Source organism: Paenibacillus albiflavus (assembly GCF_004344915.1).
Classification (GTDB): domain Bacteria; phylum Bacillota; class Bacilli; order Paenibacillales; family NBRC-103111; genus Paenibacillus_AM; species Paenibacillus_AM albiflavus.
Map to the genome: position 1 here is coordinate 50,511 of NZ_SKFG01000081.1, position 23,224 is coordinate 73,734.

A 23,224-nucleotide genomic window follows, 5' to 3' on the forward strand; every position below is an offset into this window, starting at 1 on the left:
TGAAGTTGTTCTGTGACGTTGCGATGATGCGGGAGGTTGCTGATACACCCGGGCCCTTTGCCATGGGATAGGTTGTCAGGGGATTTTCGCGGAGTATGTCCGATACGAAATTGGGCGATAGAAGGAGGGAATTATATGGCAAAGCAAAAAATCCGTATCCGTTTAAAGGCTTATGATCACCGTGTAATCGATCAATCAGCTGAGAAGATTGTAGAAACTGCTAAGCGTTCTGGTGCAGGGGTTTCTGGTCCTATTCCGCTTCCTACAGAGAAGCAAGTGGTGACAATTCTTCGTGCGGTGCATAAGTACAAGGATTCTCGTGAACAGTTTGAGATGCGTACACACAAGCGTCTAATCGACATTGTGAACCCTACTCCACAAACTGTAGATGCGTTAATGAGATTAGACTTACCGTCCGGCGTGGACATTGAAATCAAGTTGTAATTGATAATAAAGTTTTAGGCTAAAAGGAAAAGAGGTGTCAACGATGACAAAAGGTATCTTAGGTAAAAAACTTGGTATGACTCAAGTGTTTACACCAGAAGGTCTGGTAATTCCAGTAACTGTGATTCAAGCAGGTCCTTGCGTGGTTCTTCAAAAGAAAGACGCGGACAACGATGGTTACGAATCCATCCAGGTCGGTTTTGAAGATAAGAAAGAAAAAAATGCGATTAAGCCAGAAATCGGACATGCGAAGAAGGCTGGATCAACACCTAAGCGCTACGTAAAAGAGTTCCGCGGTATTGATCTTGGTGCATATGAAGTTGGCCAGGAGTTAAAAGCGGATCTATTCGCAACAGGCGAATACGTTGACGTAACAGGTACTTCCAAAGGTAAAGGTTTCCAAGGTGTTATCAAACGCCACAATCAATCCACAGGTCCAATGGCACACGGTTCCCGTTACCACAGAGGACCAGGTTCGATGGGTTCGATTGCAGCTAACCGCGTAATGAAAGGTAAGAAATTACCTGGACATATGGGTAACGAAACTGTAACTCTTCAAAACCTAGAAGTAATTAAAGTGGATACAGAACGTAACGTTATCATGGTTAAAGGATCTATTCCTGGACCAAAGAACTGCTATGTAACTGTTAAATCCGCAGTAAAAAAGTAAGAAAGGAGGATTTTAAATGCCAAAGGTAGCTTTATATAACGTTTCCGGTAAACAAGTTGGCGAGGTTGAATTGTCAGAAGTTGTTTTCGGAATCGAACCACACATTCACGTTTTACACGAAGCGGTATTGATGCAGCAAGCATCAGAACGTCAAGGTACGCACAAAGCGAAAGGTCGTTCTGAAGTGCGTGGCGGCGGTCGTAAGCCGTGGAAACAAAAAGGAACTGGACGTGCTCGCCAAGGTAGCATCCGTTCTCCACAATGGAAGGGCGGCGGTATTGTATTCGGACCTACACCTCGTAGCTACGCTTACAAACTACCGAAGAAAGTTCGTCGTTTAGCTATTAAATCAGCTCTATCATCCAAGGTTCTTGATAACGAAATTATCGTACTTGATCAATTGGAAATGGCTGCAGCTAAAACAAAAGAATTCGCAGCAATTCTTAACAATCTTAAAGTAGAACGCAAAGCACTTGTTGTTGCTGCTGACTACAATGAGAACGTAGCATTGTCTACTCGTAACATTCCTGGTGTGAAATTCGTCGCTGCTGACGGAATTAACGTTCGTGACGTTATGTTGTATGACAAGCTAATCATTACGAAAGATGCAGTGCAGAAAGTAGAGGAGGTGCTTGCTCAATGACAAATCCACGCGATCTCATCAAGCGCCCGATCATCACTGAACGCACAAGCGATTTGATGGCGGAGAAGAAGTATGTTTTCGAAGTTGAAATGAAAGCAAACAAAACCGCGATTAAGCAAGCGATCGAGCAAATTTTCGGCGTGAAAGTTGCTGCAGTTAATACACTTAGAATGCCTGCTAAACCGAAGCGTTATGGCAGATTCAATGGCTACACTTCCGAATGGAAGAAAGCAATTGTGACATTAACAGCAGAAAGCAAAGACCTCGAAATTTTTGAATCGTCTCAAGTATAGAACCTCTTAGCAGGTTTACTAGTTAAGTAAGGAGGGAATCAAGGTGCCAATTAAAAAGTATAAACCAACGTCACCGGCTAGACGTGGAATGTCTGTTTCAACTTTTGAAGAAATCACGACGTCCACTCCGGAGAAGTCCTTGCTAGCTCCATTGAGCAAAAATGCAGGACGTAATAACCAAGGTAAAATTACTACTCGTCACCAAGGTGGCGGTCACAAGCGTAAGTACCGTATCATCGATTTCAAGCGCAACAAAGATGGAATACCAGGTCGCGTTGCTACAATCGAGTACGATCCGAACCGTACTGCTAACATCGCATTGATTCATTATGCGGATGGTGAGAAAAGATATATCCTAGCGCCTAAAGGTCTTAAAGTAGGCGATATGATCCAATCTGGTGTAGGTGCTGATATCAAAATCGGTAACTCATTGCCACTAGAGAACATTCCAGTTGGTACAGTTATCCACAACATTGAACTTAAGCCTGGCCACGGTGGACAAATGGTTCGTTCCGCAGGTACTGAAGCTCAATTGCTTGGTAAAGAAGAGCGTTACGTAACAGTTCGTCTTTCATCTGGCGAAGTTCGTAAAGTGCTTAAAGTTTGCCGTGCTACAGTTGGTGCTGTAGGTAACGGAGATCACGAATTGATCAAAATCGGTAAAGCTGGACGTAATCGCTGGCTTGGCAAACGACCTGAAGTCCGCGGGGTAGTAATGAACCCGAACGATCACCCACACGGTGGTGGTGAAGGCCGCGCTCCAATCGGTCGTAAGTCTCCTATGTCACCATGGGGTAAACCGACACTTGGATTCAAAACTCGTAAAAAAGGTAAAGCTTCCGACAAGTACATCGTACGTCGTCGCACGAAATAAGGAACGAATTCTGATTAAGAGAAGGGAGGAGCATCAATGGGACGCAGCTTAAAAAAGGGGCCATTCATTGACGGTTACTTGCTTAAGAAAGTGGAAGCAGTTGATTCTGCTACAAAGAAAACGGTAATCAAGACTTGGTCTCGTCGTTCTACGATTTTCCCACAATTCGTCGGCCATACATTCGCCGTTTACGATGGAAGAAAGCACGTGCCTGTATACGTTACTGAGGATATGGTAGGACACAAACTAGGTGAATTCGCACCAACTCGTACGTACAAAGGTCACGATGACGATAAGAAAACAGGCAAGCGCTAATTAGCAATACTGTCTGAGAGGAGGTACTATTCATGCAAGCAAAAGCTCATGCAAATTTTGTTCGGATCGCTCCTCGTAAAGCTCAGCTGGTTGTTGACTTGGTAAGAGGAAAAGCGGTTGGCGATGCGATTGCAATCTTGCGTCACACGCCAAAATCAGCTTCTCTAATTGTTGAGAAGCTTGTGAACTCCGCTATTGCTAACGCAGAGCACAACTATTCACTAGACCCTAACAAGCTAGTGATTAGCGAAATTTACGTAAATCAAGGACCGACTCTGAAACGTTTCCGCGCTCGCGCTATGGGACGTGCAAGTCGTATCAATAAACGTACTAGCCACATTACAGTAGTGGTATCTGAGAAATAAGGAGGGATAAAGTGTGGGTCAAAAAGTAAACCCGGTTGGTCTTAGAATAGGGATTATTCGCGATTGGGAATCTAAGTGGTATGCTGACAAAGATTTCGGAAAGCTTCTAATCGAAGACGTTAAGATTCGTGAGTACTTGAAAAACAAACTAAAAGATTCCGCAGTATCCCACATCGATATCGAACGCGCGGCTACTCGTGTGAATGTAACAATCCACACTGCGAAGCCTGGTATGGTTATCGGTAAAGGTGGAGCGGAAGTAGAAGTTATCCGTGGATACCTTGCTAATATGACAAACAAAAAAGTTCATATTAACATTGCAGAAATTAAAAACCCAGAGCTTGATGCAATCTTGGTTGCTGAAGCTATCGCACAACAATTAGAGCGTCGTGTTTCATTCCGTCGTGCAATGAAACAAGCTATGCAAAGAACTATGCGTTCTGGCGCAAAAGGTATTAAAGTAGCAACTAGCGGTCGTCTAGGCGGAGCGGAAATCGCTCGTTCAGAAGGCTATAGCGAAGGAACGGTTCCACTTCACACACTTCGTGCAGATATTGATTACGGTACTGCTGAAGCACATACAACTTATGGCCGTCTAGGCGTAAAAGTATGGATCTACCGTGGAGAGGTTCTTCCGACTGCTAAGAAGAAAGTTCAATCGGAAGGAGGCAACTAATCATGTTGGTGCCTAAACGCGTAAAACACCGTAAAGAGCATCGTGGCAGCATGGCTGGCCGTGCAAAAGGCGGTACTGAAGTACACTTTGGCGAATATGGTTTGCAAGCTCTTGAACCAGCTTGGGTTACAAACCGTCAAATCGAAGCAGCCCGTATTGCGATGACTCGTTACATGAAACGTGGCGGTAAAGTATGGATCAAAATTTTCCCTTCCAAGCCAGTTACACAGAAGCCGCTTGAAGTTCGTATGGGTAGCGGTAAAGGTAACGTTGAGAAGTGGGTTAGCGTAGTAAAACCAGGTAAAGTAATGTTTGAACTTGCTGGTGTAAGTGAAGAAGTAGCTCGCGAAGCTATGCGCTTGGCAATGCACAAGTTGCCAATCAAGTGCAAGTTCGTGAAGAAGGAAGAAGTGGGTGGTGAAGCAAATGAAGGCTAGTGAATTCCGTAACCTTACCACTACTGAAATCGAGCACAAAATCAACGGATTCAAAGAAGAACTCTTTAACCTCCGTTTTCAACTAGCTACTGGTCAACTGGACAACCCAGTTCAAATTCGTGAACTGCGCAAAGAAATCGCACGTGCGAAGACTATTTTGCGTGAAAGAGAACTTGGCATTAGTTAATGAATCGTTAGAATAGGAGGATTCGCAAATGGCTGAACAGCGCAATGAACGTAAAGTTCAGATCGGAAAAGTCGTCAGCGACAAAATGGATAAAACCATCGTTGTAGCTGTTGAGACTTACAAAAAACATGATCTCTACCATAAGAGAATCAAATATACGAAGAAGTTCAAAGCTCATGATGAGAATAACGAAGCTAAAGTTGGCGACGTTGTAAGAATCATGGAAACTCGTCCACTCTCTAAAGATAAGCGTTGGAGACTGACAGAAGTTGTTGAAAAAGCAGTTATCATCTAGTATGAACTGTGAAATGTAGGGAGGAGGGAATACAATGATTCAACCTTTTACTCGTTTAAGTGTTGCTGACAATTCAGGTGCGAAGAAACTTATGTGCATTAAAGTTTTAGGTGGTACTGGTCGTAAGGCTGGTTACATCGGCGATCTAATTGTCTGCTCCGTGAAAGAAGCAACACCAGGGGGCGTTGTCAAGAAAGGTGATGTAGTTAAAGCAGTTATCGTACGTACGAAGAACTCAACTCGTCGTAAAGACGGTTCCTACATCGCATTTGACGAAAACGCAGCAGTAATTGTTAAAGAAGATAAGAGCCCACGTGGTACACGTATTTTCGGACCTGTCGCTCGCGAACTTCGCGATAAAGACTTCATGAAGATCGTATCTCTAGCTCCAGAGGTTATCTAATTAGGGCTTTTCCACTTAGGAAAGCGTTCAGGAGGTGTAGAAAATGCCAAGATTGAAAAAGAGACTAGAATCTCATAACAATAAGCTTCATGTGAAAAAGGAAGATACAGTTATCGTGATCACTGGAAAAGACAAAGGTAAAAAAGGCCGCGTTCTTGCAGCTTACCCTCGTCAAAACCGTGTACTGGTTGAAGGAATTAACATGGTTAAGAAACATGCGAAACCATCCCAGCAAAATCCGCAAGGCGGAATTTTGAACCAGGAAGCTGCGATCCATGTATCTAACGTGATGCTGATCGATCCAAAAAGCGGCAAGCCTACCCGTGTTGGTTATAAAGTGCTTGAGAACGGTGAAAAAGTTCGCGTAGCGAAAAAATCCGGTGAAGTAATCGATAAATAATCTCCAAAAGAAAGGAGGGCCTTAACACATGGCAGCAAGAATGAAAGAGCGTTACCTTAACGAAATCACTCCTGCTCTTATGCAGAAGTTCAACTATACGACTGTAATGCAAGTGCCGAAAATCGAGAAAGTTGTTATCAACATGGGTGTCGGCGAAGCAGTTTCCAATTCCAAAGTACTTGATAGTGCTGTGACGGATCTGCAAAAAATCGCTGGTCAAAAGCCAGTAATCACTAGAGCGAAGAAATCCATCGCGGGTTTCAAACTTCGTGAGAACATGCCAATTGGTGCGAAAGTAACATTGCGTGGAGATCGTATGTACTATTTCCTCGACAAATTGTTTAACGTTGCTCTTCCACGTGTACGTGACTTCCACGGTGTATCATCCAAAGCGTTTGATGGTCGTGGTAACTACACGCTAGGTCTTAAAGAACAACTAATTTTCCCAGAGATTGAGTATGATCAAGTGGATAAAGTACGCGGTATGGATATCGTTATCGTTACTACTGCTAAATCCGACGAAGAATCACGCGAATTGCTAACGCAATTAGGAATGCCGTTCGTTAAATAATGAAAGAGGTGTAATTTTCAGTGGCAAAAACTTCGATGAAAATCAAGCAACAACGTCCACCGAAGTTCCAAGTGCAGGCTTACACCCGCTGCGAACGCTGCGGTCGCCCGCACTCCGTACTTCGTAAGTTTAAAATTTGCAGAATTTGTTTCCGCGAATTAGCGTATAAAGGCCAAATACCAGGTGTTAGAAAAGCAAGCTGGTAATTCATTGATTTTCGGGAAGGAGGTTTACACAAATGGTTATGTCAGATCCAATTGCAGACATGCTTACTCGCATTCGTAATGCGAATATTGTTCGTCATGAAACTGTTGAAATCCCAGCTTCAAAGATCAAGAGAGAAATCGCTGAGATCTTGAAAAAGGAAGGCTTCATTCGTGATGCAGAGTTTGTGGAGGACAACAAACAAGGGATTATCCGTTTATTCTTGAAATACGGCCAAAATAATGAGCGCGTAATTACAGGTCTAAAGAGAATCTCGAAGCCAGGTCTTCGTGTTTATGCGAAGAGCCAGGAAATTCCTCGCGTGCTAGGCGGCCTTGGAATCGCCATTATCTCTACTTCTAAAGGGGTAATGACTGATAAAGAAGCTCGTTTCTCCAAAGCAGGCGGAGAGGTTATCGCTTACGTTTGGTAATATAAAGTGCAATTGAATGGAGGTGCAAATACATGTCACGTATTGGTCGCAAACCAATCGCAATCCCTAACGGTGTGACTGTTACAATCGACAATACACTGGTTACGGTGAAAGGTCCGAAAGGAACTTTATCCCGTGATTTCCATAAAGATATGAAAATTAGCGTTGAAGAGAACGTGGTTTCTGTTGAACGTCCGTCTGAAAATAAATTGCACCGTTCCCTACATGGTACGACACGCAGTGTCATCTCCAACATGGTAAACGGTGTTTCCGAAGGGTATTCCAAGACACTTGAGCTTGTAGGTGTCGGATACCGTGCGAATAAGACTGGTGACAAACTAGTTCTTAACGTAGGTTATTCTCACCCAGTTGAGTTTACACCTGAGAACGGTATTGAATTCGAAGTTCCTGTGAACACGAAGATCATCGTTAAAGGGATCGATAAAGAGCGCGTTGGCGCTATCGCTGCTAAAGTTCGTTCCGTACGCGAACCTGAGCCATATAAAGGTAAAGGTATCAAGTATGAAGGCGAACGCATCCTTCGTAAAGAAGGTAAAGCTGGTAAGAAGAAATAAGGCTAGCTAAATCTAGTTAGCCCATGATCATCTAAAGGGGCAAAATCCTCTTAGCAAAGATGAAAGGAGTGCAATTCATGATTACAAAAGGCGATAAGAATAAAGCTCGTTTGAAAAGACATCTTCGTGTTCGCAAGAAAATCGAAGGAACGTCCGCTCGTCCAAGATTGAACATCTACCGTTCATCTAAACATATGTACGCTCAAATCATTGATGATACGAATGGCGTTACACTTGCTGCTGCCTCCACTTTAGATAAAGAAGTGGCTGAGAAAATTGGCAACGGCGGTAACGTTGAAGCAGCTCGTACAATCGGCGAGTTGATCGCAAATCGTGCAAAAGCAACTGGCGTAGTGAAAGTTGTTTTTGACCGTAGCGGATATTTATACCATGGCCGTGTTCAAGCGCTAGCTGATGCTGCGCGTGAAGCAGGTCTTGAATTCTAGGAACAGTACAATAAAGGAGGTATACGACTTGCGAGTTGATCCAAATACTTTAGAGCTGACTGAAAAGGTTGTTCATATTAATCGCGTAGCGAAAGTTGTCAAAGGCGGACGCCGTTTTAGCTTTAGTGCTCTTGTTGTTGTTGGCGATGGCAATGGTTGGGTTGGCGCAGGGATCGGTAAAGCTTCAGAAGTTCCTGATGCAATCCGCAAAGGAATCGATGATGCTAAGAAAAACTTGATCCACGTCCCTATCGTAGGAACAACCATTCCTCACTTAGTAAACGGTCACTTCGGTGCTGGCCGCGTAATGCTAAAACCTGCATCCAAAGGTACAGGAGTTATCGCTGGTGGCCCTGTTCGTGCAGTGCTTGAGCTTGCTGGTGTAGGTGACATTTTGACAAAATCATTGGGTTCTTCAAACTCTATCAATATGGTTAATGCGACTTTAGAAGGGCTATCCCGTCTGAAGAAAGCTGATGAAGTTGCGAAACTTCGCGGCAAAACCGTTGAAGAACTACTAGGTTAGGGGGAAGTAACGATGGCTAAACAATTACAAATTACCCTTAAGCGTAGTTTAATCGGTCGTCCACAAGGACAAAGGGTGACTGTGAACACACTTGGTCTTCGCAAGCTGCACCAAACGGTTGTTCATCAAGATAATCCTGCTATTCGTGGTATGGTGAATCAAGTCAGCCACCTAGTTGAAGTTAAAGAAATCGAAGCATAAATAAATAATCTAAGCTTAGAGGAGGTGCAACGATGAAATTACATGAGCTGAGTTCTGCAGAAGGAAGTCGTCATTCCCGTAAGCGCGTTGGTCGCGGTATCGGTAGCGGAATGGGTAAAACGTCTACTCGCGGTCACAAAGGTCAAAATTCGCGTTCCGGTGGTGGCGTTCGTCCAGGATTTGAAGGCGGACAAAACCCATTGTATCGTCGTATTCCGAAGCGCGGATTTACAAACCCAACTCGTAAAGAGTTCGCTATTGTGAATCTTACTGAGTTGAATCAATTCGCAGCAGGTACAGAAGTAACTCCAGCGCTTCTTATGGAGACTGGCGTAGTGAAGTCACCTAAAGACGGCATCAAGATTCTAGGAAACGGTGAACTTACTGTAAACCTTACAGTTAAAGCGAATAAGTTTTCCCAATCTGCGGTAGAGAAAATTAAAACTGCCGGCGGTCAATCCGAGGTGATCTAATGTTTCGTACCCTATCCAATATTTTTAAAGTAATGGATTTGCGCAAGAGAATAATTTTCACCTTTCTGGTATTTATCGTGTATCGGATTGGTGCTTATATTCCAGTTCCGAACATTAACACAGAAGCGCTCAAAGCAAACGATGCGACGGCAACCAATGAAATATTTGGTCTGCTGAACACTTTCTCTGGGGGCGCTTTGTTCCAATTCTCCATCTTTGCGATGGGGATTATGCCATACATTACCGCTTCAATCATTGTGCAGCTCCTTTCGATGGATGTAATCCCGAAATTTGCACAATGGGCGAAGGAAGGTGAAGTTGGTAAGAAGAAGTTGAGCCAAATCACTCGTTATGGAACAGTCGTTCTTGGTATGGTTCAAGCGTGGGGTTATGCAATTGGATTCCATAACTTGTCTAGTGGACAGTTAGTAATTAACCCTGGTTTCACAACCTACTTGTTAATTGCACTAGTTCTTACAGCTGGTACCTCATTCTTAATGTGGTTAGGCGAGCAAATTACGGAACATGGTATCGGTAATGGTATTTCGATTATTATCTTTGCTGGTATCGTAGCTGGTATTCCGAAAGGGATTAAGCAAATTGCAACTCAATTATTCTTCGACGCTGGCGATGCGCTGTTCTTGAACATCATCAAAGGCTTGTTGATCGTCATCGTGACTATCGCGATTATCGTATTCGTTATTTTCGTTCAGCAAGGGATTCGCAAGATTCCGGTACAATACGCTAAGCGTGTTGTTGGACGTAAAATGTACGGTGGACAATCGACACATATTCCGATGAAGGTTAACGCTGCTGGGGTTATTCCGGTTATCTTTGCAGTTTCACTTCTGTCCTTCCCAACGATCATAGCATCGTTCTTTGCGAAGCCTGCAGGTGAAGGTGGATTTGCAAGATGGATTATGGACAACTTCAATTTGCAAACAGCAGCACCACTTGCGATCGTGTTCTATATTCTGATGATTATTGGATTCACGTATTTCTATACGTTCGTTCAAATCAACCCAGAGCAAATGGCCGATCAAATGAAGAAGAATGGCGGATACATCCCGGGCATTCGCCCAGGTAAACCGACTCAATCGTACTTGACTCGCGTAATGACAAGAATTACTTTGTCAGGAGCTTTCTTCCTTGCCTTTATCTCCGTTCTACCGATGATCTTTGGTCATCTTGCTGGACTTCCAAGTTCAGTAACGATCGGTGGTACATCCATTCTAATCTTGATTGGTGTGGCGCTTGATACGATGAAGACTGTTGAAGGTCAACTGATGAAACGTCATTACAAAGGTTTTATCAATAAATAGCGAATAGGTTCTGATGGATGCAATTTTTGGCGACATCGGCACCTATTGTGCTGTTCGTTGCAGCACCTGATAGGAGTGTGGCGGGATGAACGTAATATTTATGGGTCCTCCAGGTGCCGGTAAGGGCACGCAGGCGGAAAGAATCGTAAACACATTTCATATCCCTCATATCTCTACAGGAGATGCCTTTCGACTTGCTATGAGCCAAGGAACTTCCTTAGGGATTGAAGCAAAAGGATATGTAGATAAAGGCTTATTAGTACCGGATGAAATTACGAACGGCATCGTTAGAGAACGACTTCAGCAGCCAGACTGCGAGAAGGGATTCTTGCTTGATGGATTCCCACGTACAATCGCTCAGGCGGATGCACTAGACGGGATCTTAGAGCAACTTGGTAAGAAACTAGATCATGTCATTAACTTGAATGTTGATCGTGATCGTCTACTAGCAAGACTGACGGGTCGTCGTATATGTAAATCATGCGGTGCAACTTATCATGTCATGTTTAATCCGCCAAAGCAGGAAGGCGTATGCGATAAATGCGATGGTGAATTGTATCAACGCTCTGATGATACAGAAGAGAAGGTTGGTACACGGCTTGACGAATACGTGAGCAAAACAAAGCCACTTTTGGTATACTATCAAGATAAAGGCTTGTTGCGCGAAGTAAACGGTGAGCAGGACATTGACGTGGTAACTTCTGAGATCTGCTCGCTACTTGAGAGAGGTTAGCTGATGATCATATGTAAGTCCGAAGCTGAGTTAGCGTTGATGAGAGAAGCTGGTCGAATTGTAGCAGAAACCCATCGGTTATTGTCACAAGCGATCAAGCCGAATATCACAACCAAGGAACTTGATCAAATAGCAGAAGACTATATTCGTAGTCAGGGAGCAACACCTTCTTTTAAAGGCTATAACGGTTTTTCTGGCTCTATCTGTGCTTCTGTCAACGAAGAGCTCGTTCACGGCATTCCCGGCCCGAAAAAGCTGAAGGAAGGCGACATTATTTCCATTGATATTGGAGCGCAATTTAAAGGGTATCACGGTGACTCCGCATGGACCTACGGTGTCGGAGAAATATCTGACACAGCGAAGAGGCTCCTCGAAGTGACTGAGAGGTCTTTGTATGTCGGACTTGCTGAAGCAAAGCCGGATGCAAGGTTGTACACGATCTCTCATGCGATCCAAACTTGTGCTGAAGAAGCTGGATTTTCGATTGTTCGCGAATATGTAGGTCATGGCATCGGCACTGAACTACATGAAGAACCGCAAATTCCGAATTACGGACTTCCTGATAAAGGACCGCGCCTGAAATCAGGCATGGTGCTTGCGATTGAACCCATGGTGAATGTAGGTCGACGCTATGTGAAGACCTTGCAGGACAATTGGACAGTCGTCACTCAAGATGGTTCCTTATGTGCTCATTTTGAACATACGATTGCGATTACACCTGACGGTTACGAGATTTTCACGAAGCTGCCAGAGTAATCAAGCGAGAACGTAGGTGATCATGTGAGTAAGGACAAATCGCCCCGAGTGGGTCAGATTGCGAAAGTTCTAAGCGGCAGACATCATGGGAAATATACCGTGTTGATCGGTATAGTGAATGATCGTTATGTACTTATCGCTGATGGGCACAAACGAAAGTTCGATTTTCCCAAGAAGAAAAATCTGCTTCATCTGCAGTTGATGGGGGACGCATCCGAAGAGGTTGTATCCAGCTTAAAGGAAACAGGACGTGTAACGAACGGTAAATTGCGACTTGCGCTGAAACAGTTTTCGGCAGAGAATGCAATTGACGCACATGAGAAAGGAGAATGACTGTGGCTAAAGAAGATGTAATTGAAGTTGAAGGCACCGTAATCGAACCTCTTCCCAATGCGATGTTTAAAGTGGAACTGGAGAACGGTCATAAAATATTAGCGCATGTTTCAGGGAAGATCAGAATGCATTTCATTCGGATTTTGCCAGGTGACAAGGTAACGGTGGAATTGTCTCCTTACGACTTAACGCGCGGCCGAATCACCTACCGATTTAAATAAATGGAAAGCAATATTTAGGAGGGATTCAAGATGAAGGTAAGACCCTCGGTCAAACCAATTTGCGAAAAATGCAAAGTCATTCGTCGCAAAGGAAACGTAATGGTAATTTGCGAAAATCCAAAACACAAACAAAAACAAGGATAAGGAGGTGCTCGGATGGCTCGTATAGCTGGCGTAGACTTACCTCGTGATAAGCGCGTTGAAATTGCGCTCACGTATATTTTTGGTATTGGTACAACAACTGCACAGAAGATCGTTGCTATGACTGGTATCGATCGTCAAACTCGCGTTCGTGATCTTACAGAAGACGAAGTGAGTAAAATTCGCGAAGCAATCGACAAGAACTTGAAGGTAGAAGGTGATCTTCGTCGTGAGATCTCTCTTAACATCAAGCGTCTAGTTGAAATCGGCTGCTACCGCGGTGTTCGTCACCGTCGTGGATTGCCTGTTCGTGGACAACGTACGAAGACAAACGCGCGTACGCGTAAAGGTCCTCGTCGTACAGTAGCTAACAAGAAGAAATAATAAAGGAGGTTAGAGCACATGGCAAAGCCTAAAAAAGTCGTTCGTACAAAACGTCGCGACCGTAAAAATATTGAAACTGGAGTAGCACATATCCGTTCTACTTTTAACAATACAATCGTTACGATTACGGATCCGCAAGGGAATGCAATTTCATGGGCTAGCTCCGGTGGACTTGGTTTCAAAGGTTCCCGTAAGAGCACTCCTTTCGCAGCTCAAATGGCAGCAGAATCTGCAGCTAAAGCAGCGATGGAACACGGCATGAAAGTTGTAGAAGTAATGGTAAAAGGCCCAGGCGCTGGTCGTGAAGCTGCAATTCGTTCACTTCAAGCTGCTGGTCTTGAAGTAAACTTAATTAAAGACGTGACTCCGATTCCACATAACGGATGCCGCCCTCCAAAACGCCGTCGTGTGTAGTTATTAGTGGATCAGAGGTTCTGATTCTCCTTAGGAAACGGAGTCGTCAACATGAAAAGTCGATTAATTCGTTTCCTTAGGGTTCTAACTGTGGTATAAATATCCATAAGCTCGTGAATAATGATTGTGATGGATAGGCATACTACTCGTTTTATGTTAATTCCATGGAAACGACGTTTTGAAGGAGGGTTCATGAGATGATTGAAATCGAAAAACCAAAAATAGAAACCGTATCGTTAAGTGAGGATGGTTCGTACGGCAAGTTTGTTGTTGAGCCGCTTGAACGGGGATATGGAACAACTTTAGGTAACTCACTACGTCGTATCCTACTGTCTTCATTACCGGGTGCTGCAGTTTCTTCGGTTCAAATCAACGGTGTGCTTCACGAGTTCTCGACGATTCCAGGCGTGAAAGAAGATGTAACAGAAATCATCCTCAATCTCAAAGGTTTATCGTTGAAAATTCACTCCGATGAAGAGAAGATTCTAGAAATCGATGCAGAGGGCGAAGGTGTTGTCACTGCAGGTGATATTCGCGGCGATAGCGATGTGGAAATCCTTAATCCAGATTTGCATATTGCTACATTAGCATCAGATGCGCGTCTTCATATGCGTATTCATGCTAACAGAGGTCGTGGATATGTATCATCTGACAAGAACAAGCGGGAAGAACAGCTAATTGGCATGATTCCGATTGATTCTGTCTACACCCCGATCACCCGTGTGAATTATAGTGTGGAAAATACTCGTGTTGGTCAAGTGACTAACTATGATAAATTGACCCTCGAAATTTGGACTGATGGCAGTATTCGTCCTGAGGAAGCTGTCAGCTTAGGTGCGAAGATTCTTACGGAACACTTAATGCTGTTTGTTGGCTTAACGGATGAGGCGAAAGACGCTGAGATCATGGTTGAGAAAGAAGAAGATAAGAAAGAGAAAGTTCTAGAGATGACTATCGAAGAACTTGATCTATCTGTACGTTCTTACAACTGTTTGAAGCGTGCTGGTATTAATACCGTACAAGAGCTCATCACCAAAACCGAAGAGGATATGATGAAAGTGCGAAATCTAGGCCGCAAATCTCTTGAAGAAGTTCAAGAGAAGCTCGAAGAGCTTGGTCTTGGGCTACGCACAGAGGACTAAGGCGTAAACTTATAAGCAATAGGTTATGTTTTTAACCTGAGCTAGCTTGCGCCAGGACTATACTTTAAGGAGGTTATACGACATGGCTTTATATCAAAAATTAGGCCGTGATTCCAGTGCACGTAAAGCTTTATTTCGTGACATGGTAACGGATCTGTTTTTATACGAACGCATTCAAACGACTGAAGCTAAGGCTAAAGAAGTTCGCTCTATCGCTGAGAAGCTAATCACGCTTGCAAAGCGCGGAGATCTTCACGCTCGTCGTCAAGTCGCTGCATTTGTTCGTCGCGAGACTTTGGAAGGCGCAGATCAAGACGCAATCCAAAAACTATTCACTGAGTTAGCATCACGCTACTCCGAGCGCCAAGGTGGATACACACGTATTCTTAAAATTGGACCTCGTCGTGGTGATTCAGCACCAATGGTTTACTTGGAGCTAGTTGATCGCGCTTAGTTATGGGAAAGGGTGGGCAGAATCTTCGTATTCTGCTGAAGCCCTTTTTTTGTTTGCACTTTTTGAGGAGGAGATGGAGCATGCGGAACCTTCGATTTATCGTTACCTATGATGGTACGAAGTATTCGGGCTTTCAAACTCAGCCTGAAGGGAATACCATACAAGACAAGATCGAAGAAGCCATTGCGAAACTGACCGGGGAACAGGTGAAGATTGCTGGTTCTGGCCGAACCGATGCCGGGGTACATGCACGCGGACAAGTCATTAATTTTATAACAGAATCAAGAATTCCTCTTAATCGTTGGTGTGTCGCACTAAACTCCTGGCTGCCCAAAGATATTGCAACTTTGTCAGTGGAGGAAGTCCCCTTGGAGTTTCAGTCCTGGAAATGGGCTAAACGTAAAACGTATTGTTATACGATTCGTACAGGAAGACTGCAGGATGTATTTCACTATCGTTACCAGATGCATCATCCGACGCGACTGGACGTTGAGGCGATGAAGACAGCGCTGGCTCATTTTATTGGGGAGCATGATTTTACTTCGTTCTGTTCTGTTAGATCAACGAAACCGAGTCATGTTCGTACGTTGTATGAAGCTTGGATTGAAGTGGATGGTATTTTGGCGGATAGTTCGCAAGTATCTTACAATGTCATGAACGAACAAGACTATACAGGACAAGTTATCCGAATTTATGTTACAGCTAACGGTTTTCTTTACAATATGGTTAGAATAATAGCAGGAACATTGATAAGGGTAGGGGAAGACAAATTCTCAAGTCATGATATTCCAGTAATTCTAGCTGCGAAAGATCGTGAAATGGCAGGGCCAACTGCAGAGCCACATGGACTTATGCTGTGGAGAGTCGAATACTGATGCGTTAAGAGATCGCTTGAGATCTCTTTTTTTATTATTGAGATTGCCATTGACCAGAATATTCTGCACAATGTATCATGAATAGCGTAACTGCAATGGAATAGGAGTGACTATAGAATCATGAGCAAAGTACTCACTGAATTAACACCAGAAATGATGTCAGTTTTACAAGGGCAGGCCATTGTATTGCTGAATGTTGTCCATAAACCGAGCAACACCATTTATTCAACGGCATTATCATGGGTCTACGCAGAGGATGCGACCAAAATCCGCTTCGCGATTGATTCCAAATCTGATTTTATTACCATTATTGAAGAAGACCCTAAGTTAGTCATGAACTTTATCGCACTAGAAAGTGTATATTCGGTTGTGGGTACGGCTAATGTTGTAGTGAAGGAGACGGAAGATACAACGTTAAAACTGACCATTGTAGAAGTACAAATTGATCAGATCCGGGATATTATGTTCTACGGCGGTAAGGTAACAACGAATCCTGAATTTATCAAAACTTATAAGCCTGAGCTTGTCGTTAAGTTGGATGAAGAAGCTAAGCAAGCGGTATTAAGCAGATAAATCACGGGGGGATGAGATAAATGAAGATCGCATCAGTTCAAGTGGAAATTAAAGATCACGAAACGAAGCAGCAACGGATCGATAGAATAGAACACACACTGGATAAACTCGCAGGCACTGATTTCATCATTCTTCCAGAAATTTGGGCTACAGGATATTTTTCCTTTGACCGATATACAGAAGAGGCAGAAGCAATTGATGGGCCTTACGTGCAGCGATTTTCAGCGAAGGCGAAACAACTCGGGGCATATTTGTTTGCTGGTAGCTTTGTAGAGAAGGATGGCGACAATTTCTACAATACGAGTGTTCTATTTGATCCAGAAGGTAAGCTTATTGCTAATTATCGTAAAATTCACTTATTCCGCTATGGTTCAGAAGAAGGGAAGCTATTAACAGCAGGTAATGAATTAGTGGTGGAAGATACTTCATTCGGTAAAGTCGGTCTTGCAACCTGTTATGATTTGCGGTTTCCTGAATTATTTAGGGGATTAGTGGATCGTGGAGCTGAGCTGTTACTCGTTACATCTGCTTGGCCACATCGGAGATTAGCCCATTGGAATTTATTCAATCAGGCACGAGCTCTTGAGAATCAGTGTTTCTTAATATCTAGCAATTGTGTCGGTACGACCAAAGGTACCTTAATGGGCGGCCACAGTCAAATTGTAGATCCTTGGGGCGTTGTACTTGCTTCAGGTGGCGAGCATGAGACGATTGTACAAGGGCAAATCGATATATCAGAAATTTCACGCATCCGCGATGAATTTCCACAGCTTAAACACAGAGTACTTAACCTGCCATGATGAAAGAACCAAGCTCTAGGTTGGAATCGCAGCATTTCTTGTCTATACCGAAGAAATTCCTACAAAGTAGGTGTACCGCACGTGAATGGTAGGCAGAGGAGACGTAGTATCCTTGCATTAGTAACAGGTTTTATTGAAACAATTTTAGTTTGGACGGGCATTATCGTTGGCGTAGCTTTGCCACTTAATATACTAATTAGTGTGTTGTACAAATATGTGCTGCATTCACCTATTGCTTGGTCGAATGAGCTGTCTATGTACTTGTTCTGCTGGATTACGTTCATTGGCGCGAGCTTGGCAGTTAAACGGTCGGACATAAGGGTAGTTCCTTATCTATTTGATCGACTACGCCCTACACCCCAAATGATTGTATCTGTATTTGTTCAAATCAGCATATTCGTATTTGCAGCAGTCATGAGCTATTTCTCATTTATATGGATAACTTCTCCTAGCTTAATGAATACGGTCACTTCTTTATTTTTCGTTAAGGTCTGGATGTTCTATACCATTATACCTTTCTCTATGCTCTCTATTGCATTCTTTACAGTGCATCGTATCGCTATTTATTTACAGCAATGGATTTCTGTGAAGAGGGGGGGTCAAGTCTGTTGATCCTGATTATAAGTTTTATGATCCTTTGTATGCTAGGCGTGCCAATTGCATTCGTACTCGGCTTAGTCACCCTAATCTACGTGTTGACAACGGGTAACTTTAACAGCTTCGAGACTCTACCGACCATGATGTTTAATGAGATGCAAAACTTTGGTTTCGTGGCTATTCCTTTGTTTGTCCTTTTAGGAGAAATTATGAATCGCGGTGGAATAACGAGTCGATTGATTCATTTTGCATATGTTATTTTTGGCGGACTGCGTGGAGGATTAGCCTATGTTAACCTTTCTGCAAATATGTTTTTAGCTTCGATTGTCGTTACTGCCAATGCTCAGACTGCGATTGTGAGTCGAATCATTGTTCCTGAAATGCAGAAGCAGGGTTATTCCAAAGAATTTAGTGCGGTTCTAACGACTAGCTCCTTTATTATTGGACCGCTGATACCACCAAGCCTATCTCTATTGATATTTGGCGTAATAGCAGGCGTGTCTGTTAGTCAGCTGTTTCTGGCAGGCATTCTGCCTGGGGTTATTTTTGCCATAGGATTTGGAATCCTAATTTATTTGTATGCGAAGAAGAAGAATCTTCCTAGAACAAACCGAACCCCTCTGAGAGATGCAGTACACAGTCTGTTTAGTATTCTTCCAGCACTTGTGGTACCACTGCTTGTGATTGTAGGGATTACATCAGGCGCATTGAGGGTGACAGAATCTGCTGCAGTTGCTGTTTTGTTGGCTAGTTTGATAGGCAGATTTTTTTATAAAGAGATACGAGTTAAGGATATTCCCGATATACTCATCAGAACAGTCATTTCAACCTCAGTAGTATCATTCATGTTCGCAACAGCCAATATGTTTAATTGGGCACTACAAATGAATAACATCCCTAAGAAGGTAACTGACTTCTTCTTAAGCATCGCAGACAATACATTTGTCTTCTTATTGCTGCTGAATGTACTGCTGTTAATCACCGGCATTTTCTTGAAAGGCATAGGAGGTATTATCGTCTTAACTCCAATCTTGACTCCGATTGCTGTACAGTACGGGGTTGATCCCGTACATTTGGGCATTATTATTGTTATTAATTTAACAATGAGCCTCATGTTTCCTCCCGTGGGATCTGTACTATTCATTGCTTCCAGAAGGACAGGTTTATCCATTGAACGGTTAACGTTTAAGCTTATTCCGTTCTTGATTCTATCTTTTGGCATTCTATTAATCATTACCTATTTACCTTGGGTAACAGCCTTTCTACCAAATGTATTAGGTTTAAAGTAAAGATAAAATCTCTTGTTATCTGAATAGTAGGAACTATATAATAGATCATGGAGTGGGCGTAATCGCTTACATGTTCGCTGACTACGATGATGGATTACTAAAGGGGATGATAGAATTGGCTGCAAGTACAACGATCATTATGCGTTTGGAGCTGGATACACAATCAGGTTCATTCGCTGAATTAGCAGGAGCTATAGGACAAGCAGGCGGAGATATTATGGCGGTTGACTTAATCCATGCGGATAAAGTATCGACAACACGTGATATAACGGTTAATTTGCTTGGGAATGTAACGGAAAGCGGAATTATTCAGGTAATCAAAAAACTAAACGGCATTAAATTAATTAACGTATCTGACCCTACCTTTCTCGTTCACTTGGGAGGCAAAATCGAGGTACAACCCAGAACAAAGATCAAGAACCGTGATGATCTCTCCAAGGTTTACACACCAGGCGTTGCTAAAGTATGTATGGCCATTCATGAGAATCCATCAAGAGCTTATTCCTTAACGATCAAGCGGAATACGGTTGCGGTTATATCGGATGGAACGGCGGTTCTAGGTTTAGGCGATATTGGTCCAGAAGCCGCTATGCCAGTTATGGAAGGAAAGGCAATGTTGTTCAAGCAGCTAGCAGGAGTAGATGCATTCCCGATCTGTCTGGCAACCAAAGATACGGAAGAAATTATTAGAACAATTAAACAATTATCCCCAACTTTTGGTGGGATTAACTTAGAAGATATTTCTTCACCTCGATGCTTTGAGATTGAACGTAGATTGAATGAAGAACTTGATATTCCAGTTTTTCATGATGATCAGCACGGTACAGCCGTTGTAGTATTAGCTGGATTAATCAATGCGATTAAAGTCGTCAATAAGTCGATGGATCAGGTTCGTGTCGTGGTTACAGGTATTGGCGCCGCAGGTGTATCGATTGTAAAAATGCTTCTTGCTGCAGGCGTTCGCAATTTAGTCGCTGTCGATCATATGGGTGCATTATGCCGTAAGCAGCAATACGATAATCCGATGTGGACTTGGGTATCTCAGAATACGAATGAGGAATGTGCCGAAGGTACTTTATCCGATGTTATTCCTGGTGCAGACGTATTTATTGGTGTATCCCGTCAAGGTGTTCTGAAGGTAGAAGATTTGAAGACAATGGCTAAAGATCCCATCGTATTTGCGATGGCAAATCCAGAACCTGAGATTGACCCTGAATTGGCAGAGCCATATGTGCGTGTAATGGCAACTGGACGCAGTGATTTCCCTAACCAAATCAATAATGTTCTATGCTTCCCAGGTATTTTCCGCGGAGCGCTTGAATGCCGAGCTTCTGTTATTAATGAAGAAATGAAGCTTGCCGCATCTTGGGCGATTGCATCCGTAGTTAGTGATGATGAGCTTAATGAACAATATATCATTCCTAGTATTTTCAACGATAAAGTTGTTCCTTTGATGCGTAAGGCTGTTATTCAAGCAGCAATTGATACGAATGTAGCTCGTCGTATACCAAGAGAATTCCGTTAAATAAATAGGAAATACAGCATTCAAAATTCTTACATATAAAGGATGAAGATGCTGTATTTTTTTACTCCAATAGACTTGAATTTTAAATAGAACTGGGTTATAATGATTAACGGTGTTTCTTAATCGGCTAACCCACGGCCCCGAAGATTAATGAAAGAACCAACTGACAGTAAATGTAACTTAAATGACTATGAATGAACGAGATATAATTTTTTAGGAGGAACAAGCATGCGTACTAGCACCACATATATGGCTAAGGCCAATGAAGTTGAGCGCAAATGGTACATCATCGATGCAGAAGGCAAAACGCTTGGTCGTTTGGCATCTGAAGCAGCAAGTATCATCCGCGGTAAACATAAGCCTGAATTTACACCACATGTAGATACAGGAGATTTCGTAATCGTAATTAACGCTTCCAAAATCGAATTAACAGGTAAGAAACTTACTGATAAAATGTACTACCGTCACTCCATGCATCCAGGTGGTCTTAAAGTGACTCCAGCTGGTGAAATGCTGAAGAAAAACCCAGAGCGTATGATCGAGCTTGCGATTCATGGCATGCTTCCAAAAACTCGTTTGGGTAACAGCATGAAAATGAAGCTGAAAGTGTATGCTGGTTCTGAGCATCCACACGCAGCACAAAAACCAGAAGTTTACGAACTTCGCGGATAAAATAAAAGGAGGACATTAACGTGGCACAAGTTCAATACTATGGAACGGGTCGTCGTAAGCATTCAGTAGCACGTGTACGTCTTGTACCGGGCGAAGGACGAATCGTTATTAATAAACGTGATATCAACGAATACTTTGGTCTTGAAACATTAAAGCTGATCGTAAAACAGCCGCTTTCATTGACTGATACATTGGGTCGTTACGATGTACTCGTAAACGCTCATGGTGGTGGTACTTCCGGACAAGCAGGAGCTATCCGTCACGGTATCTCCCGTGCACTTCTTAAAGTAGATCCTGAGCTTCGCGGCTCCCTTAAGAAAGCTGGTTTCTTAACTCGTGACCCTCGTATGAAGGAACGTAAGAAATACGGTCTTAAAGCAGCTCGTCGCGCTCCACAATTCTCCAAACGTTAATTTGTTTGGTACAACACAAACAATGGCCTCGAACCTTGGTTCGGGGCTTTTTTTGTTGTATATATAAAAATAAAGAGTCGTAGGATGTGTCCTAGGCTCTTCTTTGGGCTTGTACGAAGTACGATTTATAGAATTGGAATCATCTTAGATAAAATGTAATCTTGCGGCTAAGCTAATGACCAGCATTGCGGCTACGATTAGCCAGAAATACCATTCCTTAAAAATCGATCTGTCTCCACTACCCATGATGTCCTACACCCCTCGATATTAAGATATTTACAGTTTAACATATTTTCAAAAGATATTCTGCTTAATTTTTCATAGAATAATAGCAAAATAGGGAGTTTTAAACAATTAATTCGCCAGTAGGCTGATGTCACATATCGGCCTCTTTATGCATTGTATAAGGAGAGAGGCTTAATGTAGAAGGGGGTTACGAAAGTGAAACGATTGGTTGATGTTCTGTCGCTGCAGGAGCTAGCGATTAGATTGGAGCAAGAAACAGCCGAAACCGTGATTAAGTTTGCACTTGAACAGTATCCTAGACTAACGCTGGCATGTTCTTTTGGTGCCGAGGATGTGGTGCTTGTGGACATGCTGCAGACCATTTCACCGAAGACGGAGATTTTCTATTTGGATACAAATGTGCATTTTGCTGAGACATATGAGACAAGAGATCGCTTGTCAGCGCATTATGGGAATGAATTTGTACAGGTGCTGCCTGAGCTTACGCTCGAAGAGCAAGCCGAAAAATTCGGAGAAGAACTTTGGAAGTGGGACCCGAATGCTTGTTGTCGCGAACGCAAAGTGAAGCCTTTAACGAATCATTTGCTAGGATTTGATGCATGGATTACTGGTATAAGGCGCGAACAATCGCCTACCCGTGCGCATGCGAAGAAAATAGAATGGGATGCCATATTTGGTCTGTGGAAGCTTAATCCCCTTGCGGATTGGACGAACGAGGATGTGTGGGCGTATATCCATTCACATCATATTCCATATAATGCCTTGCATGACCAGGGTTACCCGAGTATTGGCTGCATGCATTGTACGCGTCAGGTTGCGGCAGGTGAAGATGCACGTGCAGGCAGATGGTCAGGATTTGAAAAAACCGAGTGTGGTCTTCATCGAAAATAAAGCATTACAATT

The 23,224-nt window shown here is 43.1% G+C and carries 40 protein-coding genes; all 40 read left to right on the plus strand.

Annotation, left to right across the window (positions count from 1 at the left end):
- The first annotated feature begins 135 nt into the window (after positions 1 to 135).
- The 40 genes from rpsJ (at position 136) to E0485_RS24905 (ending at position 23,212) form a co-directional block, all read left to right on the plus strand.
- The gene (gene rpsJ, locus E0485_RS24710; protein WP_132420722.1) at positions 136 to 444 is read left to right on the plus strand and encodes a 30S ribosomal protein S10; all 309 of its coding nucleotides are present in this window, start codon (positions 136 to 138) and stop codon (positions 442 to 444) included.
- A 43-nt stretch (positions 445 to 487) separates the two neighbouring features.
- Positions 488 to 1,114, plus strand: a complete 627-nt coding sequence (gene rplC / locus E0485_RS24715; RefSeq protein ID WP_132420724.1) for a 50S ribosomal protein L3 — start codon at positions 488 to 490, stop codon at positions 1,112 to 1,114.
- Positions 1,115 to 1,130: 16 nt separating this feature from the next.
- Positions 1,131 to 1,757: a 50S ribosomal protein L4 gene (gene rplD, locus E0485_RS24720; RefSeq protein ID WP_132420726.1), complete on the plus strand. Its 627-nt coding sequence runs from the start codon at positions 1,131 to 1,133 to the stop codon at positions 1,755 to 1,757.
- A complete protein-coding gene (rplW, locus tag E0485_RS24725; RefSeq protein ID WP_132420728.1) occupies positions 1,754 to 2,050 on the plus strand; it encodes a 50S ribosomal protein L23 in 297 nt (98 codons plus the stop codon). Before rplD ends, rplW begins: the two co-directional genes overlap by 4 nt.
- A 43-nt stretch (positions 2,051 to 2,093) precedes the next feature.
- Positions 2,094 to 2,924 (plus strand): 50S ribosomal protein L2, encoded by an 831-nt coding sequence (rplB, locus tag E0485_RS24730; RefSeq protein ID WP_132420730.1) that lies wholly within the window; start codon positions 2,094 to 2,096, stop codon positions 2,922 to 2,924.
- Between the two features lie 36 nt (positions 2,925 to 2,960).
- Complete coding sequence (gene rpsS / locus E0485_RS24735) at positions 2,961 to 3,239, plus strand: 30S ribosomal protein S19 (protein WP_132420732.1); 279 nt, start codon at positions 2,961 to 2,963, stop codon at positions 3,237 to 3,239.
- A gap of 32 nt (positions 3,240 to 3,271) precedes the next feature.
- Positions 3,272 to 3,604 (plus strand): 50S ribosomal protein L22, encoded by a 333-nt coding sequence (gene rplV, locus E0485_RS24740; RefSeq protein WP_132420734.1) that lies wholly within the window; start codon positions 3,272 to 3,274, stop codon positions 3,602 to 3,604.
- Positions 3,605 to 3,617: 13 nt separating this feature from the next.
- Positions 3,618 to 4,280, plus strand: a complete 663-nt coding sequence (rpsC, locus tag E0485_RS24745; RefSeq protein WP_132420736.1) for a 30S ribosomal protein S3 — start codon at positions 3,618 to 3,620, stop codon at positions 4,278 to 4,280.
- A gap of 2 nt (positions 4,281 to 4,282) precedes the next feature.
- Entirely contained in the window at positions 4,283 to 4,717 is a 435-nt protein-coding gene (gene rplP, locus E0485_RS24750) for a 50S ribosomal protein L16 (protein ID WP_132420738.1), read from the plus strand.
- Positions 4,707 to 4,904, plus strand: coding sequence for a 50S ribosomal protein L29 (gene rpmC / locus E0485_RS24755; protein ID WP_132420740.1), 198 nt, complete (start codon positions 4,707 to 4,709; stop codon positions 4,902 to 4,904). The genes rplP and rpmC overlap by 11 nt, the downstream gene beginning before the upstream one ends.
- 28 nt (positions 4,905 to 4,932) lie before the next feature.
- On the plus strand, positions 4,933 to 5,199 hold the full coding sequence (gene rpsQ / locus E0485_RS24760) for a 30S ribosomal protein S17 (RefSeq protein ID WP_132420742.1): 267 nt from the start codon (positions 4,933 to 4,935) through the stop codon (positions 5,197 to 5,199).
- 34 nt (positions 5,200 to 5,233) lie between these two features.
- A complete protein-coding gene (rplN, locus tag E0485_RS24765) occupies positions 5,234 to 5,602 on the plus strand; it encodes a 50S ribosomal protein L14 (protein WP_132420744.1) in 369 nt (122 codons plus the stop codon).
- Between the two features lie 43 nt (positions 5,603 to 5,645).
- Positions 5,646 to 6,002, plus strand: a complete 357-nt coding sequence (gene rplX / locus E0485_RS24770) for a 50S ribosomal protein L24 (protein WP_132420746.1) — start codon at positions 5,646 to 5,648, stop codon at positions 6,000 to 6,002.
- Positions 6,003 to 6,030: 28 nt separating this feature from the next.
- Positions 6,031 to 6,573 carry a 50S ribosomal protein L5 gene (rplE, locus tag E0485_RS24775; RefSeq protein ID WP_132420748.1) on the plus strand — a complete coding sequence of 181 codons (543 nt, stop codon included), beginning with the start codon at positions 6,031 to 6,033 and terminating at the stop codon, positions 6,571 to 6,573.
- Positions 6,574 to 6,593: 20 nt separating this feature from the next.
- A complete protein-coding gene (locus E0485_RS24780; protein ID WP_132420750.1) occupies positions 6,594 to 6,779 on the plus strand; it encodes a type Z 30S ribosomal protein S14 in 186 nt (61 codons plus the stop codon).
- Between the two features lie 32 nt (positions 6,780 to 6,811).
- Positions 6,812 to 7,210 (plus strand): 30S ribosomal protein S8, encoded by a 399-nt coding sequence (gene rpsH / locus E0485_RS24785; protein WP_132420752.1) that lies wholly within the window; start codon positions 6,812 to 6,814, stop codon positions 7,208 to 7,210.
- A 32-nt stretch (positions 7,211 to 7,242) separates the two neighbouring features.
- The gene (gene rplF / locus E0485_RS24790; RefSeq protein WP_132420754.1) at positions 7,243 to 7,785 is read left to right on the plus strand and encodes a 50S ribosomal protein L6; all 543 of its coding nucleotides are present in this window, start codon (positions 7,243 to 7,245) and stop codon (positions 7,783 to 7,785) included.
- Between the two features lie 77 nt (positions 7,786 to 7,862).
- Positions 7,863 to 8,231, plus strand: coding sequence for a 50S ribosomal protein L18 (gene rplR / locus E0485_RS24795; protein ID WP_132420756.1), 369 nt, complete (start codon positions 7,863 to 7,865; stop codon positions 8,229 to 8,231).
- A 28-nt stretch (positions 8,232 to 8,259) separates the two neighbouring features.
- A complete protein-coding gene (gene rpsE / locus E0485_RS24800; RefSeq protein ID WP_132420758.1) occupies positions 8,260 to 8,757 on the plus strand; it encodes a 30S ribosomal protein S5 in 498 nt (165 codons plus the stop codon).
- A gap of 12 nt (positions 8,758 to 8,769) precedes the next feature.
- A complete protein-coding gene (gene rpmD / locus E0485_RS24805) occupies positions 8,770 to 8,958 on the plus strand; it encodes a 50S ribosomal protein L30 (protein ID WP_132420760.1) in 189 nt (62 codons plus the stop codon).
- Between the two features lie 32 nt (positions 8,959 to 8,990).
- Positions 8,991 to 9,431: a 50S ribosomal protein L15 gene (rplO, locus tag E0485_RS24810; RefSeq protein WP_132420762.1), complete on the plus strand. Its 441-nt coding sequence runs from the start codon at positions 8,991 to 8,993 to the stop codon at positions 9,429 to 9,431.
- Complete coding sequence (gene secY, locus E0485_RS24815) at positions 9,431 to 10,753, plus strand: preprotein translocase subunit SecY (protein ID WP_132420764.1); 1,323 nt, start codon at positions 9,431 to 9,433, stop codon at positions 10,751 to 10,753. Before rplO ends, secY begins: the two co-directional genes overlap by 1 nt.
- Before the next feature lie 85 nt (positions 10,754 to 10,838).
- Positions 10,839 to 11,486, plus strand: coding sequence for an adenylate kinase (locus tag E0485_RS24820; protein ID WP_132420766.1), 648 nt, complete (start codon positions 10,839 to 10,841; stop codon positions 11,484 to 11,486).
- A 3-nt stretch (positions 11,487 to 11,489) separates the two neighbouring features.
- Entirely contained in the window at positions 11,490 to 12,242 is a 753-nt protein-coding gene (map, locus tag E0485_RS24825; protein WP_132420768.1) for a type I methionyl aminopeptidase, read from the plus strand.
- A 24-nt stretch (positions 12,243 to 12,266) separates the two neighbouring features.
- The gene (locus tag E0485_RS24830; protein ID WP_132420770.1) at positions 12,267 to 12,575 is read left to right on the plus strand and encodes a KOW domain-containing RNA-binding protein; all 309 of its coding nucleotides are present in this window, start codon (positions 12,267 to 12,269) and stop codon (positions 12,573 to 12,575) included.
- A 2-nt stretch (positions 12,576 to 12,577) separates the two neighbouring features.
- Positions 12,578 to 12,796 (plus strand): translation initiation factor IF-1, encoded by a 219-nt coding sequence (gene infA, locus E0485_RS24835; RefSeq protein WP_009676800.1) that lies wholly within the window; start codon positions 12,578 to 12,580, stop codon positions 12,794 to 12,796.
- 30 nt (positions 12,797 to 12,826) lie between these two features.
- Positions 12,827 to 12,940 carry a 50S ribosomal protein L36 gene (rpmJ, locus tag E0485_RS24840; RefSeq protein ID WP_003333770.1) on the plus strand — a complete coding sequence of 38 codons (114 nt, stop codon included), beginning with the start codon at positions 12,827 to 12,829 and terminating at the stop codon, positions 12,938 to 12,940.
- A gap of 12 nt (positions 12,941 to 12,952) precedes the next feature.
- Complete coding sequence (gene rpsM / locus E0485_RS24845) at positions 12,953 to 13,321, plus strand: 30S ribosomal protein S13 (RefSeq protein ID WP_132420772.1); 369 nt, start codon at positions 12,953 to 12,955, stop codon at positions 13,319 to 13,321.
- Positions 13,322 to 13,339: 18 nt separating this feature from the next.
- A complete protein-coding gene (gene rpsK / locus E0485_RS24850; protein WP_132420774.1) occupies positions 13,340 to 13,735 on the plus strand; it encodes a 30S ribosomal protein S11 in 396 nt (131 codons plus the stop codon).
- Positions 13,736 to 13,932: 197 nt separating this feature from the next.
- The gene (locus tag E0485_RS24855) at positions 13,933 to 14,877 is read left to right on the plus strand and encodes a DNA-directed RNA polymerase subunit alpha (RefSeq protein WP_132420776.1); all 945 of its coding nucleotides are present in this window, start codon (positions 13,933 to 13,935) and stop codon (positions 14,875 to 14,877) included.
- An 82-nt stretch (positions 14,878 to 14,959) separates the two neighbouring features.
- Complete coding sequence (rplQ, locus tag E0485_RS24860; protein WP_132420778.1) at positions 14,960 to 15,331, plus strand: 50S ribosomal protein L17; 372 nt, start codon at positions 14,960 to 14,962, stop codon at positions 15,329 to 15,331.
- A gap of 80 nt (positions 15,332 to 15,411) precedes the next feature.
- Positions 15,412 to 16,206: a tRNA pseudouridine(38-40) synthase TruA gene (truA, locus tag E0485_RS24865; protein ID WP_132420780.1), complete on the plus strand. Its 795-nt coding sequence runs from the start codon at positions 15,412 to 15,414 to the stop codon at positions 16,204 to 16,206.
- A 120-nt stretch (positions 16,207 to 16,326) separates the two neighbouring features.
- Complete coding sequence (locus E0485_RS24870) at positions 16,327 to 16,779, plus strand: PNPOx family protein (protein WP_132420782.1); 453 nt, start codon at positions 16,327 to 16,329, stop codon at positions 16,777 to 16,779.
- 20 nt (positions 16,780 to 16,799) lie between these two features.
- Positions 16,800 to 17,579, plus strand: coding sequence for a carbon-nitrogen family hydrolase (locus tag E0485_RS24875; protein ID WP_132420784.1), 780 nt, complete (start codon positions 16,800 to 16,802; stop codon positions 17,577 to 17,579).
- Positions 17,580 to 17,660: 81 nt separating this feature from the next.
- A complete protein-coding gene (locus E0485_RS24880; RefSeq protein ID WP_165921294.1) occupies positions 17,661 to 18,191 on the plus strand; it encodes a TRAP transporter small permease in 531 nt (176 codons plus the stop codon).
- Positions 18,188 to 19,465 carry a TRAP transporter large permease gene (locus tag E0485_RS24885; protein WP_165921295.1) on the plus strand — a complete coding sequence of 426 codons (1,278 nt, stop codon included), beginning with the start codon at positions 18,188 to 18,190 and terminating at the stop codon, positions 19,463 to 19,465. Before E0485_RS24880 ends, E0485_RS24885 begins: the two co-directional genes overlap by 4 nt.
- Positions 19,466 to 19,571: 106 nt before the next feature.
- Positions 19,572 to 20,990 (plus strand): NAD-dependent malic enzyme, encoded by a 1,419-nt coding sequence (locus E0485_RS24890; RefSeq protein ID WP_132420818.1) that lies wholly within the window; start codon positions 19,572 to 19,574, stop codon positions 20,988 to 20,990.
- Between the two features lie 228 nt (positions 20,991 to 21,218).
- Positions 21,219 to 21,662, plus strand: a complete 444-nt coding sequence (gene rplM, locus E0485_RS24895) for a 50S ribosomal protein L13 (protein ID WP_132420790.1) — start codon at positions 21,219 to 21,221, stop codon at positions 21,660 to 21,662.
- A gap of 20 nt (positions 21,663 to 21,682) precedes the next feature.
- On the plus strand, positions 21,683 to 22,075 hold the full coding sequence (gene rpsI / locus E0485_RS24900; protein WP_132420792.1) for a 30S ribosomal protein S9: 393 nt from the start codon (positions 21,683 to 21,685) through the stop codon (positions 22,073 to 22,075).
- A gap of 441 nt (positions 22,076 to 22,516) precedes the next feature.
- Positions 22,517 to 23,212: a phosphoadenylyl-sulfate reductase gene (locus E0485_RS24905; protein ID WP_132420794.1), complete on the plus strand. Its 696-nt coding sequence runs from the start codon at positions 22,517 to 22,519 to the stop codon at positions 23,210 to 23,212.
- The last annotated feature ends 12 nt before the right edge of the window (positions 23,213 to 23,224 follow it).

Bases quoted from the DNA above. Each gene is read 5' to 3' on its own strand.
- rpsJ (WP_132420722.1), top strand. From the start codon at position 136: ATGGCAAAGCAAAAAATCCGTATCCGTTTAAAGGCTTATGATCACCGT.
- rplC (WP_132420724.1), top strand. From the start codon at position 488: ATGACAAAAGGTATCTTAGGTAAAAAACTTGGTATGACTCAAGTGTTT.
- rplD (WP_132420726.1), top strand. From the start codon at position 1,131: ATGCCAAAGGTAGCTTTATATAACGTTTCCGGTAAACAAGTTGGCGAG.
- rplW (WP_132420728.1), top strand. From the start codon at position 1,754: ATGACAAATCCACGCGATCTCATCAAGCGCCCGATCATCACTGAACGC.
- rpsS (WP_132420732.1), top strand. From the start codon at position 2,961: ATGGGACGCAGCTTAAAAAAGGGGCCATTCATTGACGGTTACTTGCTT.
- rplV (WP_132420734.1), top strand. From the start codon at position 3,272: ATGCAAGCAAAAGCTCATGCAAATTTTGTTCGGATCGCTCCTCGTAAA.
- rplP (WP_132420738.1), top strand. From the start codon at position 4,283: ATGTTGGTGCCTAAACGCGTAAAACACCGTAAAGAGCATCGTGGCAGC.
- rpmC (WP_132420740.1), top strand. From the start codon at position 4,707: ATGAAGGCTAGTGAATTCCGTAACCTTACCACTACTGAAATCGAGCAC.
- rpsQ (WP_132420742.1), top strand. From the start codon at position 4,933: ATGGCTGAACAGCGCAATGAACGTAAAGTTCAGATCGGAAAAGTCGTC.
- rplN (WP_132420744.1), top strand. From the start codon at position 5,234: ATGATTCAACCTTTTACTCGTTTAAGTGTTGCTGACAATTCAGGTGCG.
- rplX (WP_132420746.1), top strand. From the start codon at position 5,646: ATGCCAAGATTGAAAAAGAGACTAGAATCTCATAACAATAAGCTTCAT.
- rplE (WP_132420748.1), top strand. From the start codon at position 6,031: ATGGCAGCAAGAATGAAAGAGCGTTACCTTAACGAAATCACTCCTGCT.
- rpsH (WP_132420752.1), top strand. From the start codon at position 6,812: ATGGTTATGTCAGATCCAATTGCAGACATGCTTACTCGCATTCGTAAT.
- rplF (WP_132420754.1), top strand. From the start codon at position 7,243: ATGTCACGTATTGGTCGCAAACCAATCGCAATCCCTAACGGTGTGACT.
- rplR (WP_132420756.1), top strand. From the start codon at position 7,863: ATGATTACAAAAGGCGATAAGAATAAAGCTCGTTTGAAAAGACATCTT.
- rpmD (WP_132420760.1), top strand. From the start codon at position 8,770: ATGGCTAAACAATTACAAATTACCCTTAAGCGTAGTTTAATCGGTCGT.
- rplO (WP_132420762.1), top strand. From the start codon at position 8,991: ATGAAATTACATGAGCTGAGTTCTGCAGAAGGAAGTCGTCATTCCCGT.
- secY (WP_132420764.1), top strand. From the start codon at position 9,431: ATGTTTCGTACCCTATCCAATATTTTTAAAGTAATGGATTTGCGCAAG.
- E0485_RS24820 (WP_132420766.1), top strand. From the start codon at position 10,839: ATGAACGTAATATTTATGGGTCCTCCAGGTGCCGGTAAGGGCACGCAG.
- map (WP_132420768.1), top strand. From the start codon at position 11,490: ATGATCATATGTAAGTCCGAAGCTGAGTTAGCGTTGATGAGAGAAGCT.
- rpmJ (WP_003333770.1), top strand. From the start codon at position 12,827: ATGAAGGTAAGACCCTCGGTCAAACCAATTTGCGAAAAATGCAAAGTC.
- rpsM (WP_132420772.1), top strand. From the start codon at position 12,953: ATGGCTCGTATAGCTGGCGTAGACTTACCTCGTGATAAGCGCGTTGAA.
- rpsK (WP_132420774.1), top strand. From the start codon at position 13,340: ATGGCAAAGCCTAAAAAAGTCGTTCGTACAAAACGTCGCGACCGTAAA.
- E0485_RS24855 (WP_132420776.1), top strand. From the start codon at position 13,933: ATGATTGAAATCGAAAAACCAAAAATAGAAACCGTATCGTTAAGTGAG.
- rplQ (WP_132420778.1), top strand. From the start codon at position 14,960: ATGGCTTTATATCAAAAATTAGGCCGTGATTCCAGTGCACGTAAAGCT.
- truA (WP_132420780.1), top strand. From the start codon at position 15,412: ATGCGGAACCTTCGATTTATCGTTACCTATGATGGTACGAAGTATTCG.
- E0485_RS24870 (WP_132420782.1), top strand. From the start codon at position 16,327: ATGAGCAAAGTACTCACTGAATTAACACCAGAAATGATGTCAGTTTTA.
- E0485_RS24875 (WP_132420784.1), top strand. From the start codon at position 16,800: ATGAAGATCGCATCAGTTCAAGTGGAAATTAAAGATCACGAAACGAAG.
- E0485_RS24890 (WP_132420818.1), top strand. From the start codon at position 19,572: ATGATAGAATTGGCTGCAAGTACAACGATCATTATGCGTTTGGAGCTG.
- rplM (WP_132420790.1), top strand. From the start codon at position 21,219: ATGCGTACTAGCACCACATATATGGCTAAGGCCAATGAAGTTGAGCGC.